17 protein-coding genes are annotated in these 19,870 nt (G+C 67.2%); 8 read left to right on the forward strand and 9 right to left on the reverse strand.

What is annotated here, in order from left to right:
* Position 1: 1 nt before the first annotated feature.
* The 3 genes from BLV94_RS30765 to BLV94_RS30775 all read right to left on the reverse strand — a co-directional run bounded on the left by BLV94_RS30765 (position 2) and on the right by BLV94_RS30775 (position 3,374).
* Positions 2-1,093 carry a Gfo/Idh/MocA family protein gene (locus tag BLV94_RS30765; RefSeq protein WP_072944415.1) on the reverse strand — a complete coding sequence of 364 codons (1,092 nt, stop codon included), beginning with the start codon at positions 1,091-1,093 and terminating at the stop codon, positions 2-4.
* Positions 1,094-1,141: 48 nt separating this feature from the next.
* Positions 1,142-2,473: an MFS transporter gene (locus BLV94_RS30770; RefSeq protein ID WP_072944416.1), complete on the reverse strand. Its 1,332-nt coding sequence runs from the start codon at positions 2,471-2,473 to the stop codon at positions 1,142-1,144.
* 214 nt (positions 2,474-2,687) lie between these two features.
* Positions 2,688-3,374, reverse strand: coding sequence for a TetR/AcrR family transcriptional regulator (locus BLV94_RS30775; protein WP_072944418.1), 687 nt, complete (start codon positions 3,372-3,374; stop codon positions 2,688-2,690).
* A gap of 100 nt (positions 3,375-3,474) precedes the next feature.
* Here BLV94_RS30775 and BLV94_RS30780 point away from each other — a divergent pair, with 100 nt between their 5' ends.
* Entirely contained in the window at positions 3,475-3,807 is a 333-nt protein-coding gene (locus BLV94_RS30780; protein WP_072944441.1) for an ArsR/SmtB family transcription factor, read from the forward strand.
* Positions 3,804-4,292, forward strand: a complete 489-nt coding sequence (locus BLV94_RS30785) for an SRPBCC family protein (protein WP_072944419.1) — start codon at positions 3,804-3,806, stop codon at positions 4,290-4,292. The genes BLV94_RS30780 and BLV94_RS30785 overlap by 4 nt, the downstream gene beginning before the upstream one ends.
* A gap of 10 nt (positions 4,293-4,302) precedes the next feature.
* Here the strand turns inward: BLV94_RS30785 and BLV94_RS30790 are convergent, their stop codons facing one another.
* Positions 4,303-5,325, reverse strand: a complete 1,023-nt coding sequence (locus BLV94_RS30790) for a LacI family DNA-binding transcriptional regulator (protein ID WP_072944421.1) — start codon at positions 5,323-5,325, stop codon at positions 4,303-4,305.
* A gap of 181 nt (positions 5,326-5,506) precedes the next feature.
* Between BLV94_RS30790 and BLV94_RS30795 the strand changes: the two genes are divergently transcribed.
* Together BLV94_RS30795 and BLV94_RS30800 are read left to right on the forward strand one after the other, a co-directional pair.
* Complete coding sequence (locus tag BLV94_RS30795) at positions 5,507-6,907, forward strand: class-II fumarase/aspartase family protein (RefSeq protein WP_244163697.1); 1,401 nt, start codon at positions 5,507-5,509, stop codon at positions 6,905-6,907.
* Position 6,908: 1 nt separating this feature from the next.
* Positions 6,909-8,450: an SLC13 family permease gene (locus tag BLV94_RS30800; RefSeq protein ID WP_072944423.1), complete on the forward strand. Its 1,542-nt coding sequence runs from the start codon at positions 6,909-6,911 to the stop codon at positions 8,448-8,450.
* A 21-nt stretch (positions 8,451-8,471) separates the two neighbouring features.
* On the opposite strand, the gene BLV94_RS30805 is transcribed toward BLV94_RS30800, so the two are convergent.
* The 4 genes from BLV94_RS30805 to BLV94_RS30820 all read right to left on the reverse strand — a co-directional run bounded on the left by BLV94_RS30805 (position 8,472) and on the right by BLV94_RS30820 (position 13,176).
* Positions 8,472-9,641, reverse strand: coding sequence for an NADH:flavin oxidoreductase (locus BLV94_RS30805; protein ID WP_072944425.1), 1,170 nt, complete (start codon positions 9,639-9,641; stop codon positions 8,472-8,474).
* A 135-nt stretch (positions 9,642-9,776) separates the two neighbouring features.
* A complete protein-coding gene (locus BLV94_RS30810) occupies positions 9,777-11,198 on the reverse strand; it encodes an amino acid permease (protein ID WP_072944427.1) in 1,422 nt (473 codons plus the stop codon).
* 16 nt (positions 11,199-11,214) lie between these two features.
* Positions 11,215-12,441, reverse strand: coding sequence for a Glu/Leu/Phe/Val dehydrogenase dimerization domain-containing protein (locus BLV94_RS30815; protein ID WP_072944429.1), 1,227 nt, complete (start codon positions 12,439-12,441; stop codon positions 11,215-11,217).
* 207 nt (positions 12,442-12,648) lie between these two features.
* Complete coding sequence (locus tag BLV94_RS30820) at positions 12,649-13,176, reverse strand: Lrp/AsnC family transcriptional regulator (RefSeq protein WP_072944431.1); 528 nt, start codon at positions 13,174-13,176, stop codon at positions 12,649-12,651.
* Positions 13,177-13,357: 181 nt separating this feature from the next.
* Between BLV94_RS30820 and hppD the strand changes: the two genes are divergently transcribed.
* The 3 genes from hppD (at position 13,358) to BLV94_RS30835 (ending at position 18,569) form a co-directional block, all read left to right on the forward strand.
* A complete protein-coding gene (hppD, locus tag BLV94_RS30825; RefSeq protein WP_072944433.1) occupies positions 13,358-14,563 on the forward strand; it encodes a 4-hydroxyphenylpyruvate dioxygenase in 1,206 nt (401 codons plus the stop codon).
* Positions 14,564-14,631: 68 nt separating this feature from the next.
* The gene (locus BLV94_RS30830; protein ID WP_072944435.1) at positions 14,632-16,179 is read left to right on the forward strand and encodes an FAD-dependent oxidoreductase; all 1,548 of its coding nucleotides are present in this window, start codon (positions 14,632-14,634) and stop codon (positions 16,177-16,179) included.
* A gap of 14 nt (positions 16,180-16,193) precedes the next feature.
* Complete coding sequence (locus tag BLV94_RS30835) at positions 16,194-18,569, forward strand: FdhF/YdeP family oxidoreductase (RefSeq protein WP_074933855.1); 2,376 nt, start codon at positions 16,194-16,196, stop codon at positions 18,567-18,569.
* 117 nt (positions 18,570-18,686) lie between these two features.
* Here BLV94_RS30835 and BLV94_RS30840 read toward each other — a convergent pair whose 3' ends face one another.
* Complete coding sequence (locus tag BLV94_RS30840) at positions 18,687-19,454, reverse strand: hypothetical protein (protein WP_072944450.1); 768 nt, start codon at positions 19,452-19,454, stop codon at positions 18,687-18,689.
* 131 nt (positions 19,455-19,585) lie between these two features.
* Here BLV94_RS30840 and BLV94_RS30845 point away from each other — a divergent pair, with 131 nt between their 5' ends.
* The gene (locus BLV94_RS30845; RefSeq protein ID WP_072944446.1) at positions 19,586-19,831 is read left to right on the forward strand and encodes a sigma factor-like helix-turn-helix DNA-binding protein; all 246 of its coding nucleotides are present in this window, start codon (positions 19,586-19,588) and stop codon (positions 19,829-19,831) included.
* Positions 19,832-19,870 lie beyond the last annotated feature (39 nt).

A 19,870-nucleotide genomic window follows, 5' to 3' on the forward strand; every position in this document is an offset into this window, starting at 1 on the left:
GTTACTGCAGTCCGGCGAGGGCGCCCGAGGTGAGTGAGACGGGTTGCCCGGTCCGGGAGGATTCATAGATGGCGAGGACGATCTCGAGCGCGCGACGCGCGTCGCGTCCGGAGACCGCGGGCGCGCGGTCCTCGACGATGGCGTGGACGAAGTCCTCGATCTGCATCTGATGGAACGGCGCGAGACCGACATGGATCTGCGAGAGCGGCGGATCCGATTCGATGTCCGTCGAGTGCATCTGCAGGTACTCCTCCTCGCCCTCGACGGTCCAGATGTCGTTGACCGCCGGCATCCCCTCGGGAAATTCCGTCAGGCTCACGGTGCGCCCGTTGCGTCCACCGACCACGATCTGGGTGCCCAGACCGGGTGTGAAAGTCGTGCCGGCGGTGATGGTGGCGAGTCCGCCGGACGAGAACTTCACGGTGGCTGCGACCGTGTCCTCCACCTCGATGTAGTCGCCGTGCACCAGGGTGTCGATATGACCACTCACCTCGACGGCGTCACCCATGAACCACTGCAGCAGGTCGATGTAATGAATGGCCTGAGTCATCAGCACACCTCCACCGTCGGTGTCCCAGCGGCCGCGCCACGGGTCGGAGGTGTAGTATTCGCGGTCGCGGCCGAGCCGCACGGTGCAGGTGGCGACGACGGGCTCGCCGCCGAGCGCGCCGGCATCGATGGCGGCTCGGATGCGCTGAGCGGCAGGCCAGAATCGGCGCTGGAACAGTACGCCGAACTTCACCCCCGCGGCGGCCGTCGCCTCGACCATGCGGTCGGCTTCGTCGAGCGCGATCGCGATCGGCTTCTCGCACAGCACGTGCAGTCCGTGTTCGGCGGCCGCGAGGACGATCGCTTCGTGGGTCGGGTGCGGGGTGCAGATGGTGACGGCGTCGAGGCCGCTGCCGAGCAGAGTCTCGAGGTCGTCGTAGGCGTGGGCTATTCCGTGTGCGGCAGCGAAGGATTCGGCTCTGTCCTGGTCGGTGTCACTGCAGGCGACCAGTTCCACCTCGGGCATGGCGTGCAGAGCCTTGGCGTGGTTGATGGCGATCTTGCCGCAGCCGACGATTCCGATTTTCAAGCGTGTGGTGGTCATGGGTTCTTCCTTGTCGTCGTAAACGTGTGAAGGATTGGTGGCGACGTGTCAGGCGATGGGCTTGCCGAGCTGCGCGAGCGGTGTCTTGTAGGTCTCGCGTGCGGTGGAGGCCGCCGCTGCCGAGATCAGGCATGCGACCGCCACCAGGATCGCGACCGGGATCCAGTTCGTTCGGCTGTCGCCGACGATGGTCCATGCGATGGTGGGTGCGAAACCGGCGAAGGCGAAACCGATCTGGGTGCCGAGCGCCATGCCGGAGAATCGCACCTTCGTGTTGAACATCTCCGCGTAGAACGACGGGAAGATGGCATTCGGTGCGCTGTAGCAGATTCCGGTGAAGACGATCGCGCCGGCAAAGATGAGTACCACGTTCGCGGTGGAGATCGCCCAGAAGTAGAGGAAGATCGACAGCGCGAGACCGACGACGCCGCTGATGAACACCGGCTTGCGGCCGATGCGGTCGGCGAGGACGGCGAGCGACGGCTGCATGAACAACGCGACGACGTTGGCGACGACGGCCGCCCAGAGCATGGTCGGGCGACTGATGCCTACCTCGGCGCTGGTCGCGAACGCGAGTCCGAAGACCGCGAAGATGGTGCCGCCGACCGACTGGAACGCGCAGAGAATCACTCGCAGCACATCGGTCGAGTGGGTGCGCAGAAGTGTCGCGACGGGAAAGCGTTCGAGTTCGCCGTTCTCGCGATTCTCGGTGAAGACCTCCGGCTCCTCGAGCTTGCGTCGCGCGATGTACGCGGCGAAGACGACGATGGCGCTGGCGAGGAAGGGGATCCGCCATCCCCAGCTGAGAAGCTGGTCTTCGGGCAGGGTGGCGACGGAGAGGAACACCAGGGTGGCAAGGATGAAGCCGGCCTGCGTGCCGGTGAGGGTCCAGCTGGTGAAGAAGGCCCGCCGGTGTTCCGGGGAGTGCTCGAGGGTCAGTGAATTGGCTCCGGACTGCTCGCCGGCTGCCGAGATTCCCTGACACACGCGGAGGCAGACGAGGAGGATCGGCGCCCAGATTCCGATGTGCTTGTACTCGGGCAGGCAGCCGATGAGAAATGTTGCCGTGCCCATCAATCCGAGCGTGAACAGCATGATCTTCTTACGTCCGACGCGGTCTCCGAGATGTCCCAGCAGGACCGCTCCGATGGGCCGGGCGATGTACGCGACGCCGAACGTTGCCAGCGACAACAGGGTTCCGGTGGCCGCGCTGGACGAGGGGAAGAAGACCTTGCCGAAGACCAGGGCGGCTGCGGAGGCGTAGATGTAGAACTCGTAGTACTCGAGCATGCTGCCGAGAAATGCGGCGGTGGCTGCTCGTTTGACCTTCTGCAGGTCTGTCCGAGGACCGGTGCCCGTGGCATCGATAGTCGTCGTCATTCGGTCTCTCCTCTGTGCGTGCATGACACCGCCCGACTGGCGTTCGTATGGCGAACGGAAGTTCGTCCTGCGCAGGCCCTGAATCTAGCGCACCGGATGTGACGGGCGCAATAGCTTTGTACCTCGCGGGCCAAAAAGTGTCCAGTAGGTACAAACGGCGCGACAAACCCGCTCTCAGCAGGCGCGAAGGGTGTGTGGAGGAGCTTGTGGGCCGTCAGATGCAGACGTAGCGAACCGTGACGTCACCGATGACGGTGCGCAGGTGCGACCTGAGCTCGTCGGCGGCGAGATCGCGCTGGAACAGCGCGTCGAACGTGTACTGGTTGGAGATGCGGAACAGCGACACGCTGTTGATGAGCATGTGGACGTCGATGGCCTCGACGTCCCGGCGGAACACGCCGGCCTCCTGACCGCGGCGCAGCACGTCCTCGAGTACCGCCAGCACGGGCATGCCGAGTCCGGCCACCTCGTCGGACTGCCGAATGTACTTGCCTTTCATCATGTTTTCTCCGCTGACGAGGCGGACGTAGGCGCGATGCGTGTCGTGGTGGTCGAACGTCAACTGCGCGATCAACCTCAGCGCATCGACCGGTTCGGCGTGTTCGAGGTCCACCTCGTGTTCGAGTTCGCGGATGAGTTTGTAGTTGCGCTCGAGGACGGCGGTGTACAGACCTTCCTTGCCGCCGAAGTAGTAATAGATCATGCGTTTGGTGGTCTGCGTCTTCTCGGCGATCTCGTTGACGCTGGCGCCGGACAGGCCCTTCTCGGCGAATTCCGCGGTCGCGACCTCGAGGATGTCGGCCTGAACGAGTGCCGGATTGCGCCGCGCTCTCGCGGGCGTGGCGCGACTGTGCGGGCGATCGCGGATCGCCTCTTCGTGTTCGTCGGGCGACGCTGTCATCGGTGGACCACGGCCCAAGCTTATCTGAGCGCCCGAAACGCTCGTGGGTCCCTCGGCGCCGGTCTTGACCGGGGCGGGGGTCGGTGCAACACTGAACTGGATGGTTCAGTATTCGGCTCTCGACGCTACGTTCGCCGCACTGGCAGACCCCACGCGACGTGGGATTCTCCGCCGGCTCGGTGACGGCGCCTGCTCGATCAGCGACCTCGCCGAACTCTTCGAGATGACTCTCACCGGCATCAAGAAGCACGTTCGACTGCTCGAAGAGGCCGGGATGGTCGTGACCGAGAAACGTGGCCGGGTGCGGTACTGCATGCTGGGGACCAATGCCCTCGAGCGTGAGGTGGCCTGGATCCGCGACTACCAGCTGTCGCTCGAAGGGCGCCTGGACCGTCTGGACGAATTTCTCAATCGAACGGAAGGCACGTCATGAGCACTTCGCAGACTTCCACGACCGCGACCGTCTCGACGCCGACGGACCGGGAGATCCACGTCGAACGCATCTTCAACGCTCCCCGCGAACGCGTGTGGGCCGCGTTCACGAGACCGGAACTCCTCGCCCAGTGGTGGGGTCGCGGAAACGAACTCGACGTCGAACGCTGGGAATTCGAACGCGGCGGGCACTGGCGCTTCGTCGAACACTCGGACGGCGAGACCCACGGTTTCGAGGGCAGATTCAGGGAGATCACCCCGGAGGAGCGCCTGGTGTACACGTTCGAGTGGGACGGCATGCCGGGCCACGTCATCGTCGAGAACAACACCTACACCGACCTCGGTGACGGGCGCACCAAGCTGTCTGTCGTCAGTCAGTTCCACACCCCCGAGGAGCGCGACGGCATGTTGCAGTCCGGCATGGAGGGCGGCATGAACGAGAGCTACGCGGCGCTGGATGCGGTGCTGGCGCAGACGAGCTGGTGACCGGAAGTCGTCACGAAGTGGGCGCGGAGAGGCTGCCGCCGATCGAATGACGGTGGTGGACTTCTCCTCTCAGTCTCGTCGTGATGGGGACGCCGTCCTCGGCGCCGGCCTTCATCTTGGCGAGGATCCGCACCGCCGCCTCCTGCCCCATCTCGGCCAGGGGCGGGGCGTAGGACGTGATTCCGGGCGGAAACACCTCGTACCATTCGGGGTTTCCGTGCGCGGCGACGGACAGGTGGCTGGGCACCGACAGGCCGAGGTCGGAGCAGGCGTGCAGGACGCCCAGCGCGATCCGGCTACTGGCGGCGATGACGACGTCAGGCAGGTCGCCGGCGATCGCGTGCATCGCGTTCCGCCCCCATGCCGAGGTGAAGTCGCCCTCGAGGATGCGGAAGCGGCGCCCGGCAGTTCCCTTGGGCGCCTCCGGTATTCCCGCGCGGTCGACGGCGTTGCGGAACCCGCGCATGCGGTCGGCGGTGGTGCTGTGATCGGCCCCGCCGATGACGAGTGCGAGATCGGTGTGTCCCGCCTGCAGGGCCAGGTCGGTGATCGCTTCGATGCCGAATTCGTCGTCGCTGACGACTGCGTCGGTCTGTAGCGGGACCGAGTGACGGTTGAGTTGCACGATCGGCACGCCGGTCGGCAATGTACGCCGAGCGTCGACGGGGACGTGGATGATTCCGTCGACGCGGTGATCGAGCAGGGAGCGCAGTCCGCGTTCCTCGGATTCCGGATCGTTGCCGCTCGCGCTGACCACGAGCTGGAATCCGGCCTCGAACAGAACGGACTGCAGCACGGCGGCGCTGTCGGTGTAGAACTCGTTCGAGATGTCGGGGAGTAGCAATCCGACGACGCGCGTCTTGTTCTCCCGCAGTGCTTGGGCGACCTTGTTCGGCCGGTAGCCCAATGCGTCGGCCGCCTCGAGGATTCTCTTGCGCGTATCGGGGTCCACGTAGCCGCGCCCGCTCATCGCGCGTGAGGCGGTACCCACCCCCACCTTGGCCAGCGCGGCGACGTCCTGAAGTTTGGGCACAAGCCCACCATACCCAACGTAACCGCAGGTAAAGGCGTCGAGGACGACGGCGGACGTCGGGGAAACGACCTCTCTTGACAGAACGAGTGGCTTACGCCACAGTGATGTGGAACCGATTCCACATGGCGTGAGTCACAGTCGCGGATGTGGGTGATCCACTACGTCAGGCGAAAGGCCCTTCGTGTCCATTCAGTCAAGAAACCCGTTCTCCCTCCTCACTCACCTGGCAGGGGACGAGGCGCAACTCGACATCTTTTCCGCCGACAGCTGCATCGAGAGCTGGCTGGCCACCGAGCGGGCCCTCGCCATCGCTCAGGGTGAGCACGCGGTCATCTCGGCAGACGACGCCGCGGCGATCGCGGCAGCGGCTCGCATCGACAACATCGACCGCGACTCCCTGTGGGAGACGTCGAAGAATGTCGGGTACCCGATCCTCGGGCTGGTGCGGCAGATCTCCGGGGCGCTGCCGGACGGACCGAACGGTCGCGTCCACTACGGTGCGACCACGCAGGACATCATGGATACCGGGCTCGCCCTGCAGCTCGCGCGGTCGCTGGCCGCGCTCGACTGGCAGCTCGGCGAACTCGGCGATGCGCTCGCGGTCCAGGTCGAGGCCCACGCCGGCACCGTGATGCCCGGCCGGACCCACGCCCAGCAGGCGGTGCCGACCACGTTCGGCGCCACCCTCGGGACGCTGCTGGGTCAGTTCACCCGACACCGCGAACGTCTCCAGCAGGCGGTGCCGCGGATCGCCGTGATCTCCCTGTTCGGGGCGGGCGGCACGTCCGCAGCGCTCGGAGCGAAGTCCGCGGACGTCCGGACCCGCGTCGCCGATCTGCTCGGCCTGCACGACACCGACATCCCGTGGCATGTCGACCGCGACGGTATCGCCGAATACGGCTGGCTCTGCGCCACTGTCGCGGCGACGTGCGCCAAGCTCGCCCGCAACATCGTCGATCTCTCCCGCACGGAGATCGGCGAGGTCTTCGAGCCCTACAACAGCCACCGCGGTGCGTCGTCGACGATGCCGCAGAAGGTCAACCCGATCTCGTCGGAGGCCATCATCGGACTGTCCCAGACCGCCGGGGCGCTGCTGTCGTCGCTGAGCCGCATCCAGGAGGCGGGCCACGAACGCAGCGCCGGCGAGTGGCAGATCGAATGGCAGGTGATCCCACAACTCGGGGTCCTGGCCGGCAGTGCCCTGTCCGAAGCGCTCGTCATCGTCACGGGCATGCGGGTCGACGCCGACAGGATGCGCGCGAACCTCGACCTCGACGGCGGGCTGGTCATGGCCGAGGCGCAGATGATCCAGCTCGCCGAAGCCCTGGGCCGCGAACGCGCCCACGACCTGCTCTACACGGCTGCGACCCGCGCCCGAACCTCGCATCGCGTGCTCGCCGACACCCTGCGCGAGGTCGCGGCGGAGGCCGGTGTCGCCGAACTGCTGCCCGCGCAACTCGTCACCGCCGACGATTACCTCGGTGAGGCGAAGGACATCGCCGCGAGCGCTGTCCGCGGATGGCACAGCGGTGCCGCAGTCGACGAAGACCTGCCCTCCATTCCGCAGCTGGCAAGGATCTGACATGCGCACACTCGCCCCCGCGACGGAGCAGCCACCGAAACTCGCAGGAGAGGAACGCTTCGACTTCATCCGCGGACGTCTCGGCCTGATCGCCGCGCTGCCCCTGCTCATCGGCATCCTGGTGCTGCCGATCGACATGCCGAATTCCCAGCAGGCCATGCTCGCGGTTCTGACCGTCGTGGTCCTGCTGTGGATCACCGAACCCGTCCCCATCCCGGTGACCGCGCTGATCGGCATCGCCCTACTCGTCGTCCTCGGCGTCGGCACACCCCAGGAGGTGTACGGGTCCTTCGGCTCCGCGACGGTGTTCCTGGTGATCGGCGCCTTCATCCTGGCCCGCGCAATGACGGTGCACGGGCTGGACCGGCGGTTCGCCCTCAAGGTGCTCTCGTTCCCGGGCATCGGCAACAGCACGTACCGCACCGCGGCGGCGTTCGGTGTCGTCGCCTGCATCCTCTCGATGTTCGTGTCGTCTTCCGCCACCGCCGCGATGCTGCTTCCCATCGGCATCGGCGTGGTCAAGACGATCGGCGATCTCATTCAGGAGCAGAACCCGGGCATCAGGACCAACCGCACCAAATTCTCTTGCCTGCTGATGCTGTCCATTGCCTACGGCGCGAGTATCGGTTCGGTCCTCACCCCGATCACCGGAATCGCCAACGTCATCGGCCGCGGCACCATCGAGCGGATGACCGGCTACAAGGTCGAACTGTTCGACTGGATCTCCATGTCGGCCCCGTACCTCCTCGTGATGGGCGCGGTCATGTGGGTCGCGCTGATCCTCGTCAACCGGCCCGAGGTGAAGCACATCCGCGGCGGGCAGGACTACTTCCGCGCCCACTACGCAGACCTCGGCCCGATGAACCGCGGCGAACGCAACGTCCTGGTGATCTTTCTCGTCACCGTTGTCCTCTGGGTGTTGCCGTCCCTCGTCACCACCTTCGGTGTCACGAGCCCGATCGTCACCGCCTTCACCGATCACCTCAACGAGGGATCCGTCGTCGTCCTCACCGCCGGTCTGCTGTTCTTCCTGCCCCGCGGGAACGGGAGCGGCGAATCCACCCTCACCTGGTCGGAGGCCGCCAAGATCGACTGGGGCACAGTTCTCCTCGTCGGCGCCGGCCTGACGATCGGCACCATGATGAACGCCACCGGACTCGCGGAAACCCTCGGCACCACCATCGCCCGGGCCACGGGTGTGCAGAGTTCCTGGGTTCTCGCCCTGATCGCGATCGTCATGGGGTTGGTCATCTCCGAGACCACCAGCAACACGGCCAGCGTCGGCATCGTCGTCCCGATCATCATCCCGATCGCCCTCGCCATCGGCGTCGACCCGATCATCCCGGCCATGGCCGGCGTGTTCGGCGCGAATGCCGGCGCCATGCTCCCGGTCTCGACGCCACCGAACGCCATCGTCTACGGATCGGGCTACGTGCCGATGATCAAGATGATCAGCACCGGCATCTTCATCGACATCATCTGCATCCCACTGATCTTCGGCGCCGTCGTCGGCATCGGATCCCTCCTCGCGCTCCACGTGTGAGCAGGCCGGCCGTGCCGCGAATCAGTCGACGAGCACGCAGCGTGCTCCGCTGAAGATGGTGGGCATGCACTTGTTGCAATGGATGCACAGCGATTGGGTGCGCGACTCGGCGCGGATGCGGTTCACCAGATCGGGTTCGCGCAGCAACGCGCGGGCCATGGCGACGAATTCGAACCCCTCGGCCATGGCGGTGTCCATCCCCGCCCGGTCGGTGACTCCGCCGAGCAGGACGAGCGGCAACGCCACCGCCGCGCGGATCTGGCGGGCGTGCTCGAGCATGAACAGGTCGCGGTAGGGGTAGGCGTGGATCAGCGACTTGCCTGCCAGTTGCACGCCGAGGCGGACGGGCTGCGGCATAGCGGCGGCGAACTCGCGGACCGGCGCGTCACCCTTGAACAGGTACATGGGATTGAGAAGTGAACTGCCCATGGTGAGTTCGAGGGCGTCGACGCTGCCGTCGTGCTCCAGAAGCCGGGCGACCTGGATGGCCTCGTCGAGCCAGAACCCGCCGGGGACGCCGTCGTCCATGTTGAGCTTGGCGAGGATCGCAACCCGGCCGCCGACGGCGTCGCGCACGGTGCGGGCGGCGTCCCGCACCACCCGGGCCCGGTTCTCGAGCGATCCACCGTAGCAATCTGTGCGACGGTTCAGCTTCGGGCTGAGAAACGCACTGGCGAAATAGTTGTGGCCGAAGTGGATCTCGACGGCGTCGAAGCCGGACTCGACGGCGAGCCGCGCCGCGGTGCCGTGGGCGGCGGTGATTCTGGTGATGTCGGCGGTGGTGGCGCTGCGGATCATCCGCATGCTCAGCGGATTGAACGACCGCGACGGTGCGAGCGCAGGCAGTCCGGTGGACTTCTCGTTGGCGACGGGTCCGGCGTGCCCGAGTTGGGCGGATGCGGCCGCACCCTCGGCGTGGATGGCATCGGTGAGTCGGCGCAGCCCGGGGACGGCGTCCGGGCGCATCCACAACTGTCCGCGTTCGGTGCGACCCTCCGGTGCCACGGCGCAGTAGGCCACCGTCGACATTCCGACTCCGCCCGCCGCGGGGCGGCGGTGGAATTCGATCAATTCGTCGGTGACCAGGGCGTCGGGGGTGCGTCCCTCGAACGTGGCCGATTTGATGATGCGGTTGCGTAACGTGATGGGGCCCAGCGTGGCCGGGGCGAAAACGTCTGGAGGTGTGGTCATTCCCGCCCCTTCGTCGTGTGTAGTCGACGGTAGGCCGCGGGGACGTTCGGCGACCGGGAGGTGTCCGCTGAGCGGGACACCACCGCACTCTCGCGGACGACCCCTCGACGTCCGTGAGCGTGCGGCGGTGGCCTCTCAGCTGACGGTCTCGGGCAGCTTCTCCGGTGCTTCACCGCTGGTCGCGCCGCGTTGCCTGCGCCCGAGCGCCCAGCATGCGAGCGTGATCGCACACGTGAACGTGAGCGTCGCGAACAGCTGGTTGCGTGCCGCGTCGTCGAACAACGCGAGCACCGCGACCGCGGCCAGCAGCGCGAGTGCGACATACGACAGATACGGGAAGCCCCACATCTTCAGCGGCAGATCCGTCCGGCCCGACTTCTCGGCGCGCCGCCGCAGCACGATCTGCGAGACAGTGACGAACGTCCACAACACCAGGATCGTCGAACCGACCGCGTTGAGCAGCAGCGGGAGAACACGATCCGGTGCCAGGTAGTTGAGGACGACGGTGACGAAACCGAACGCCACCGACGCCAGCACCGCCAGGCGGGGGACGCCGTTGCCCGACACCCGGCCGAACACCTTCGCGGCCGCCCCGCGCTCGGACAGCGAGTAGATCATCCGGGAACCGCTGAACAGCATGGCGTTCAGCGACGACAGCAGCGCGATGACCACGACGACGGTCATGACGGCGCCGGCGCCCGGCACGTGTGCGGCGTTCAGGACCGCGACGAACGGACCCGTCGCGAGTTCCCCCGCCGTCCACGGCAGCACCGTCACCATGATCAGGACGGAACCGACGTAGAACACCAGGATCCGCCACACGATGGACCGCACCGCCCGGCTCACGTTGCGCCGGGGCTCCGACGTCTCGGCGGCCGCGATGGCCATCACCTCGGTGCCGCCGAACGCGAAGACCACGATCAGCAGGCCCGCGGCGATGCCGGTGACTCCGGTGGGGGCGAATCCGCCGTGGCCGGTGAGGTTCGACAGACCGGGCGCGTCGAAACTCGGGATCCAGCCGAAGATCATCGCGGAGCCGACCGCCAGGAACGCGACGATCGCCGCGATCTTCAGTGCGGCGAACCAGAATTCGAACTCACCGAAGCGGGAGACACCCGCGAGGTTCACGGCGGTCAGCACACTCATGTACGCCAGGGCGGCCACCCATTGCGGCACCCCGGGTAGGGAGGCGGCGGTGATCGCCGCCGCCGCGGTCGCTTCCGCGGCGACCACGATGACGACCTGCACCCAGTAGAGCCAGCCGATGGTCCGGCCGGCGATCGGGCCCATCGCCTTCTCGGCGTGGACGGAGAACGCACCGCTGTCGGGGTCGGCGGCCACCATCTCGCCCATCATCCGCATGACGAGGACGACGAGAAACCCGGCGATGAGGAAGGAGACGAGCACGGCGGGCCCGGCGACGGCGATGCCCGCGCCGGAGCCGACGAACAGTCCGGCACCGATCGCGCCGCCCAGACTCATCATCACCAGCTGCCGCGGTTTCATCGCCTGCTGCAGGCGCGTGGTGGAGGCCGGTGGGTCGTGAACTGTGTTCATGGGGTCTCCCGTGCCGTCAGACGAGCTGATCGAGTGCGATCTCGAACGCGGTACCGGCGATTCCGGTCGGCTGCGACGAACGCGCGAAGCAACGCTCGAGCGCCGTCGCCACGGTGGCGGAGACGTCGCCGAAGATCGCCTCGTCCGACACCTCGATGTCGCCCTCCATCAGCAGCGCGAACGCCCGGGCCATGCCGCAATTGGCGATGAAGTCGGGGACGACGGCGACGCTCTTGTCGGCGTATTCGTAGGTGGGGCCGTAGAAGATCTCGTCGTCCGCGAACGGCACGTTGGCGCCGCTCGCCACCACCTCGAGGCCGCCCGCGATCAACCGGTCCACCTGGTCGCGGGTCACGAGACGGGACGCGGCGCAGGGGAGGAAGATCTCGGCGCCGGAACTCCAGATCGTCGAGTTGATCTCCTCGAACGGCACCATGCCGGCTGCGCGCAGTTCGTTGCCCTCCTTGGCCAGGAACAGCGCGCGGATCTGCTCGAAGTCGTAGCCGTCGGTGTTCGTCAATCCACCGTTGCGGTCGAGGATTCCGACGATCCGGGCACCGGACTGCGCCAGGTAGTACGCGGCGGCGGCGCCGACGTTGCCCCAGCCCTGCATGATCACGCGCTTGCCGGCCAGTTCGCCGCCGTAGACCCGGTAGTAGTGCCGCACCGATTCGGCGACGCCCCACCCGGTGATCAGATCCGACACCGTGTACTTCGCCTGCGGGTCGGGCGTGAACCGCGCATCCTCGACGACCTTCGCGACGCCCAGGCGCAGCTGCCCGACCCGCTGCACCCGCTCACGATCGGTCGCCGCGAAGTGCCCGTTGACGACGCCCTCCTGCGGATGCCACAGCCCGTAGCTCTCGGTGATCGGCACGACCTCGGCCATCTCGTCGACGTTCAGGTCGCCGCCGGTGCCGTAGTACGACTTCAGCAGCGGGGTCACGGCCTTGAACCAGCGGCGCAGCACCTCGTCCTTGCGCGGGTCGGTCGGGTCGAAGTCGATGCCCGACTTCGCGCCGCCGATGGCCGGACCCGAGACGGTGAACTTGACCTCCATGGTCTTGGCGAGCGACTCCACCTCGCGCCGATCGAGACCGCGGCGCATCCGGGTTCCGCCGCCGGCAGCACCGCCGCGCAGCGAGTTGATCACCGTCCATCCGCGGGCGGAGGTCTCCGTGTCGTGCCACTCGAAGACGATCTCGGGGGCCTTCTCTTCGAATCGGGTGAGCAGATTCTTCATGGCTTCTCTCGGTTTCTGGACGGCCGGGGCTCGGGGCGATCCGGCCGGTGTTCCCGGCCGTGCCCGCGCTGTTACGGCGATCACTGTGGTGGGCACCACTCGTGCGCCGCAACCGGCTGCGCAGCAGATAGCCACGATGAACATCACCGAGAAAGAAGTTCGTCGATTTTCTATTCAATTTGTGCAGCAGAAGCGGGGAACGCGTTGCTAATCCGCGTCTGCGGGCGCGGTGCGGTAGGCCGGCGCCTTCGCCGGACGCGGTCGGTCGAGGGTTCGCAGCAGCGGCATCGACCGGTACGGGACGATCACCGACAGCACCATCACGCTGGTGGACCGGGCGACGACGCTCGACTTGTTCAGATCGATCAGCGTCTGCTGCAGCCCGAGGTGGGAGCCGGCGGCGATGCGGCACAGGATGTCGCCGGAACCGGTGGTCGCGAAGGCCTCGAGCACACCCGGGATCGACTCCAGTTCCGACGTCACGGAGTCGAGTGCGCCCTGCGCCGTCTCCAGCGTGACGAACGCCTGCACGTCGAACCCCGCGGCGGCGATGTCGAGGCGCGGCTCGTACCCGGCGATCACGCCGGACTCCTCGAGTTTGCGCACCCGCGCCTGAACGGTGGCCCGCGCGACCTTGATCCGGCGCGACAGCTCCAGCACGCCGGCCTTCGGGTCGTCGTGCATGGCGTCGAGGAGGGCGAAGTCGAGCTCGTCCAACTGCACTGCGTCCTTCATGGCCAGACCTCTCCGAACGAATTCAACTAGTCCGACTGTATAAGAAATCCGTCCTCGAGGCGCCCGAAGGTGGCACCACGGCTAGCTTCTGCTGGCTCGGTTGCCTATGTGGCCGGTCTGGGTTTTCGTAGTGACCCACACAACAGGCCAAGCCCTCCGTCCCCGAAACAGGAAGACAGCGATGACGATCGAGCAGACTCTCACCGACAAGGAACGCCTGGCAGGTCTCGACCTCGGCCAGCTCGAACAACTGGTCGGGCTCGTCGAATACGACGGCACCCGCGACCCGTTCCCGGTCAGCGGCTGGGACGCCGTCGTCTGGGTGGTCGGCAACGCCACCCAGACCGCCCACTACTTCCAGTCCGCGTTCGGGATGACCCTCGTCGCCTACTCCGGACCGACCACCGGCAACCGCGACCACCACAGCTTCGTCCTCGAATCCGGTGCCGTCCGCTTCGTCATCAACGGCGCCGTGAACCCCGGCAGCCCGCTGATCGAGCACCACCGCACCCACGGCGACGGCGTCGTCGACATCGCCCTCGCCGTCCCCGACGTCGACAAGTGCATCGCCCACGCCCGCGCCCAGGGCGCCACCGTCCTCGACGAACCCCACGACGTGACCGACGAGCACGGCACCGTCCGGATCGCCGCGATCGCCACCTACGGCGACACCCGCCACACCCTCGTCGACCGCAGCCACTACACCGGCCCCTACCTGCCCGGCTACCTCGCCCGGACCTCGTCGCACACCAAACGGGACGGCGCCCCCAAGCGCCTGTTCCAGGCCCTCGACCACGTCGTCGGCAACGTCGAACTCGGCAAGATGGACCACTGGGTCGACTTCTACAACCGGGTCATGGGCTTCACGAACATGGCCGAATTCGTCGGCGAGGACATCGCCACCGACTACTCCGCACTGATGAGCAAGGTCGTCTCCAACGGCAACCACCGCGTGAAGTTCCCGCTCAACGAGCCCGCCATCGCCAAGAAACGCTCGCAGATCGACGAGTACCTCGACTTCTACGGCGGTCCCGGCGCCCAGCACCTGGCGCTGGCCACCAATGACATTCTCACCGCGGTGGACCGGCTCACCGCCGAGGGGGTGGAGTTCCTGGCCACCCCGGACTCCTACTACCAGGACCCCGAACTGCGGGCCCGGATCGGCAACGTCCGCGCCCCGATCGAGGAGTTGCAGAAACGCGGCATCCTCGTCGACCGCGACGAGGACGGCTACCTGCTGCAGATCTTCACCAAACCCCTCGTCGACCGGCCCACCGTGTTCTTCGAACTCATCGAACGCCACGGCTCCCTCGGCTTCGGCATCGGCAACTTCAAAGCCCTCTTCGAAGCCATCGAACGCGAACAAGCCGCCCGCGGAAACTTCTGAGCGAGAGCCGATGAGCGGGTGCGGCGACTTTCCCGCGGGATCGGTGCCGCCGCGAATACGATGACGCCATGAGCCCTACCGAGGCAGTGGTGGCCGGGGCCGGGCCGACCGGTCTCACGCTCGCTCTGGAACTGGCGCGGCGTGGCGTCGAAGTGCGGATCCTCGACAAGTCTCCCGAGCCGTTCGCGGGTTCGCGCGGAAAGGGATTGACCGCGCGCAGCCAAGAAGTGATGGACGATCTCGGTATCGTCGACGAGGTCGTCGAGGCCGGATTCCGGCACCTTCCCAACCGGGTCGCGGTGCGGGGCCGGGTGGTGGGCGACAGCGACCCCCACGCAGACCTGAACCCCACACCCGACCGGCCCTACGAGAGCGGGTTGATGATCCCGCAGTGGCGGACCGAGCAGATTCTGCGAGAGCGTCTCTCCGAGTTCGGTATCGACGTGGAGCGCGGCGTCGAGGTGGTGGGTTTCGAGCAGACCACCGACAAGGTGACCGTCCGGCTCGCCGGGGGCGGGACCGTCATGGCGCGTTACCTCGTCGGCTGCGACGGCGGACGCAGCACAGTGCGCAAGGCGCTCGGGGTGTCGTTCGAGGGGACGGGCGGCATCGAGGGCATGCTCCTCGGCGACGTGTCCGTCGACGGCCTGACCCCCGACCGCTGGTACCAGTGGTCGCACCCCGAGAAGGGCTTCGTCGCGCTGTGCCCGTTCCGTGGGATCAACTCCTGGCAGTTCCAGGGAGTGCCGTTCGCGGACTTCGACGAGGAGGGGAACCTGCCCGAACCGTCGCTGGAGTACTTCCAGCGAGTGCTCGACGACATCGCCTGCGATCCCGGCGTGCGACTGTCCGCACCGACGTGGCTGTCCACCTGGCATGTGAACGTGCGCATGGTGGACCGTTTCCGCGACGGCCGGGTGTTCCTCGCCGGCGACGCCGCGCACGTTCATCCGCCCGCCGGTGGGCTCGGGATGAACACCGGGATCCAGGACGCCTACAACCTCGGCTGGAAACTCGCGCTCGTCCTGGCCGGCTCCGCGGATCCGTCGCTCCTCGACACGTATCAGGAGGAGCGGTTGCCGCTCGCCCGCTGGACGCTCGGGGTGAGCAGCGCGGGGCTGCAGAAGGTGACCGACAACCTCGGACGCGAGGACTCATCGGGGTTCGCCGGCGCGGCGACCGAGGACGGCCAGCAACTCGGTCTGGGCTACCCGTGGAGTTCGCTGTCCCGGGACGGGGACGTGACGACGGGCGTCCGCGCGGGTGACCGCGCACCCGACGCGCCGTGCCTGAGCCCGGACGGTTCCCCACTGCGACTGTTCGACGTCTTCCGCGGGACGCACTTCACGGTTCTCGGGTTCGACGGCGGGCCCCGGCACGCCCTGCAGACCCTGGCCGAAGACGCGCCCGACGACGTGAAATACGTGGTGGTGGGTGATTCCCGCGGTCCCGGCGTGGACGTCGTCGACGACCGCGGTTTCGCGCGTAGCGCCTACGGGGCACACGGTGGCACGCTGGTGGTGGTGCGCCCCGACGGCTACGTCGCGCTCACCGCCCCGGCCACCGCGACCGACGACGTCATCGACTACCTCGGCTGCCTGGTGGGGAGATCGTGACGAAAGGCTGAACGATGCGTCACAGGGACGAGGAACTCGACTACGACGAGGCCGACCTCGAGGTCGGGCACCCGAAGGACCATGCGGCCGGGCCGACCGCTGTCGCGGTGTCGATGAAACGCGCGCTCGAGCAGATGGGTGTGGTCCGCACCGCCGAGACGTTGTTGCGCCTGAACCAGGCCGAGGGCTTCGACTGCATGAGTTGCGCCTGGCCCGACCCCGACCCGGGTCACCGCCACGCCGCGGAGTTCTGTGAGAACGGCGCCAAGGCGGTGGCGGAGGAGGCGACGCGGGTCCGGGCGACCCCCGAATTCTTCGCCCGCCACAGTATCGCCGAACTCGACTGCCACAGCGAGCACTGGCTGGGGCAGCAGGGCCGGATCACGCATCCGATGGTGAAGCGGCCCGGCGGAACGCACTACGAGCCCATCGAATGGGACGAGGCCTTCACGCTGATCGGCGAGCAGCTGAACGCCTTGGACAGTCCGGACGAGGCGATCTTCTACACGTCCGGCCGGGCGTCGAACGAGGCCGCGTTCGCGTACCAGCTGTTCGTCCGCGCGTTCGGGACGAACAATCTGCCCGACTGTTCCAACATGTGCCACGAATCGACCAGCATCGCGCTGCAGGAGTCGATCGGCATCGGCAAGGCCAGCGTCACGATGGACGACGTGTATCAGGCGAAACTCATTGTCTTGCAGGGGCAGAACCCGGGAACCAACCATCCGCGGATGCTGTCGGCACTGGAGAAGGCCAAGCAGAACGGCGCGAAGATCCTGTCGATCAACCCGCTCCGCGAGGCCGGTCTGGTCAACTTCAAGAATCCGCAGACCCCGCGAGGGATGGTGGGGCACGGTACCGACCTGTCCGACCTGCACCTGCCCATCGCGCTGAACGGCGACCTGGCCCTGCTCCAGGCGTTCGGCTCACTGCTCGTCGAATGGGACGCCCTCGACCACGAATTCATCGACCGGTACACGATCGGATTCGAGTTGTGGAAGCAGCACGTCGCCGACCTCGACTGGGACGTCGTCACCCGGACCACCGGGCTGTCGCGGGAACAGATCACCGACGCGGCCCGGATGCTGCGGGATTCCGATGCCACCGTGTTCTGCTGGGCGATGGGGCTCACTCAGCACCACAACTCGGTGGCGATCATCAAGGAAGTCACCAATATCGCGCTCGCGCAGGGGAACATCGGGAAGCCCGGCGCCGGGCTGCTGCCGGTGCGCGGGCACTCGAACGTGCAGGGCGACCGCACGATGGGGATCTGGGAGCGCCCGCCGCGGCATTTCCTGGACGCGCTCGCGAAGGAGTTCGACTTCGACCCGCCCCGCGAGAACGGCTACGACACCGTCGATTCGATCCGGGCCATGCGCGACGGCAAGGCCCACTTTTTCCTCGGGCTCGGCGGCAACTTCGTCCAGGCCGCCCCGGACACCGACGTCACCGCGGCCGCGCTGCGCAAGACCCGGATGACGGTCCACGTCTCGACGAAGATCAACCGGTCGCATCTCGTGTGCGGCGACACGGCCCTGATCCTGCCGACGCGGGGACGCACCGAGCAGGACGTCCAGGCCGGTGGGCCGCAGTTCATTTCCGTCGAGGACTCGGTGTGCTCGGTTCATGCCTCCCGGGGTCCGTTGAAACCGGCCAGCCCGCAACTCGATTCGGAGGTGGGTATCGTCACGCGCATCGCCGAGGCGACGCTCGGCGACCGCTACGGTCTCGAGTGGAAGAAGATGCGGGACGACTACGCGAACATCCGCCTGCACATCTCGCGGGTGGTGCCCGGATGCGAAGGGTACGAGGTGAACGTCCGCAAGCCGGGCGGCTTCGTTCTGCCGCACCCGCCGCGCGACTCCCGGACGTTCCCCACCCACTCGGGGCGCGCCGAATTCGCGGTGTCCCCGATCGACGTGCTGCAGGTGCCCCCGCGGCACGTGATCCTGCAGACGATCCGCAGCCACGACCAGTTCAACACCACGATCTACGGGCTCAGCGATCGGTACCGCGGCATCGAGGGCGGGCGCCGCGTGATCTTCCTGCACCGCGACGACATCGCGGCCCTCGGGTTCGACGACGGCGACATGGTGGACCTCTTCACGCATTGGGACGGTGACGACCGCGTCCGCTGCGCCCACGACTTCCGGATCGTCGAGTACGACACGCCCCGGGGGTCGGCCGCCGCCTACTATCCGGAGACCAATCCGCTGGTGCCGCTCGATTCCACGGCGACCGGCAGCAACTGTCCCACGTCGAAGTCCGTCGTCGTCTCCCTGGAACACGCCGGCAAGTACAGCGCCGAATGCCCACCGGAGGCGAGCCAGGACGCGGTCGGATCGGACCAGGTCCACAAGTCGCAGCCCCAGCCGGAGCACCTCTCCTGACGTGAGTGGCAAAGTGTGCCCCGGCACGCTTTCCCACTCACCTGCGCAGGTGAGTGGGAAAGCGTGCCGGGGCACGCATCGGCACTCACGTAGGCAGGGACCCGCGACAGATCCGGCTCAGCCCCTGTCTCGGTCACGCAGGTAGACGGCCAACGGTTCGTGGCGTTGTATGCGTGACAAAGCGATTCGCCGCGCCGCCACCCACATCAGCGCGGAGATGACGACGGCGAGGACGACGCACAGCGCGAAGTCCGCGGTACCCATCCGCGAGTGCACGTCGGCCGGACGGACGAGGCGCCACAGCACGACCGGGACGACGGCGATCGCCGCCGAGAACGCAGGGAACACCCCGTACGGCACCACCAGCAGGATCAGCCACCGGACGACGACGGTGCGCCACCGGGCACGTTGTTCCCATCGCCACCGCAGCGGCCGCTGGTGATACGGGAAGTACACCCCGACCAGACTCGCCCCGGCGAGCGCACCGAACGGGCACAGCGCCACCGCGACCACCACCACCGCGGTGAACAGCCAGTCCTGCTCGGCGAAGCCGACGACGATCGCGATGGTCGCGCAGATCGGGGCGATCAGCATCCACAGCGCCACCGCCTTGGCGCCGAGCATCGCACCCAGCGCGTCCCGGTCGTCGAGTGCGGCGAGAACCCGCTCACTGTCCGGCGCCAGCACGTTGGTGGCGGTGACGTCGGCGTACATCCAGCCGGCGAGGGCCAGGGCGAAGCCGGACGGCCCGGTCCACTCGAACAACCAGCTCCGGGGCAGCAGGAACCAGGCCCCGATCATCAGGACGGCGTTGAACGCAACGGTCGCGAGCGTGTCTGCCGGGTTGCGCCAGATTCTGATCCACTCCGCACGAAGAGCGGCCATGACATTCAGCGTAAGCGTCGGGCCGGCCGTCGGAGCCGTGTCGGCAAGATCCCGGACGAACGGGACGCCGGTCCCTTCCACCTGGGACATCGGGTCGGCGACAGTGGTGCGATCCGAGAGAAAGGCCTGTCGTGACCATCGACGACGAGGAGGCAGCCGGGGCCGCGATCCTGATGGACACCCTCCCCGACCACCACAAGACCGTGCTGCGACTCCGGCTCGCGCACCGCCTCCCAGCCGTCGAGGTCGCGCGCATCCTCGGGACGAACGTCGAGGCCGTACTCCTCCTCCAGCACGCGGCGCTCAACCTCCTCCGGCGGCAACTCGCGGCGAGGGTGGTGGTCGACGGCGACAATCCGGCGAACGGGCGGTACTGATCGACGCTGCGAGATCCCGCGGTGCTGCCGCGGGAAGAG

Source organism: Rhodococcus koreensis (assembly GCF_900105905.1).
GTDB lineage: Bacteria > Actinomycetota > Actinomycetes > Mycobacteriales > Mycobacteriaceae > Rhodococcus_F > Rhodococcus_F koreensis.

Excerpts from the sequence above, each read along its gene's own strand:
- BLV94_RS30830 (WP_072944435.1), top strand. The coding sequence starts at position 14,632 with ATGAGCCCTACCGAGGCAGTGGTGGCCGGGGCCGGGCCGACCGGTCTC.
- BLV94_RS30770 (WP_072944416.1), bottom strand. The coding sequence starts at position 2,473 with ATGACGACGACTATCGATGCCACGGGCACCGGTCCTCGGACAGACCTG.
- BLV94_RS30810 (WP_072944427.1), bottom strand. The coding sequence starts at position 11,198 with ATGAACACAGTTCACGACCCACCGGCCTCCACCACGCGCCTGCAGCAG.
- hppD (WP_072944433.1), top strand. The coding sequence starts at position 13,358 with ATGACGATCGAGCAGACTCTCACCGACAAGGAACGCCTGGCAGGTCTC.
- BLV94_RS30820 (WP_072944431.1), bottom strand. The coding sequence starts at position 13,176 with ATGAAGGACGCAGTGCAGTTGGACGAGCTCGACTTCGCCCTCCTCGAC.
- BLV94_RS30765 (WP_072944415.1), bottom strand. The coding sequence starts at position 1,093 with ATGACCACCACACGCTTGAAAATCGGAATCGTCGGCTGCGGCAAGATC.
- BLV94_RS30805 (WP_072944425.1), bottom strand. The coding sequence starts at position 9,641 with ATGACCACACCTCCAGACGTTTTCGCCCCGGCCACGCTGGGCCCCATC.
- BLV94_RS30815 (WP_072944429.1), bottom strand. The coding sequence starts at position 12,441 with ATGAAGAATCTGCTCACCCGATTCGAAGAGAAGGCCCCCGAGATCGTC.
- BLV94_RS30785 (WP_072944419.1), top strand. The coding sequence starts at position 3,804 with ATGAGCACTTCGCAGACTTCCACGACCGCGACCGTCTCGACGCCGACG.
- BLV94_RS30840 (WP_072944450.1), bottom strand. The coding sequence starts at position 19,454 with ATGGCCGCTCTTCGTGCGGAGTGGATCAGAATCTGGCGCAACCCGGCA.
- BLV94_RS30780 (WP_072944441.1), top strand. The coding sequence starts at position 3,475 with ATGGTTCAGTATTCGGCTCTCGACGCTACGTTCGCCGCACTGGCAGAC.
- BLV94_RS30775 (WP_072944418.1), bottom strand. The coding sequence starts at position 3,374 with ATGACAGCGTCGCCCGACGAACACGAAGAGGCGATCCGCGATCGCCCG.
- BLV94_RS30800 (WP_072944423.1), top strand. The coding sequence starts at position 6,909 with ATGCGCACACTCGCCCCCGCGACGGAGCAGCCACCGAAACTCGCAGGA.
- BLV94_RS30835 (WP_074933855.1), top strand. The coding sequence starts at position 16,194 with ATGCGTCACAGGGACGAGGAACTCGACTACGACGAGGCCGACCTCGAG.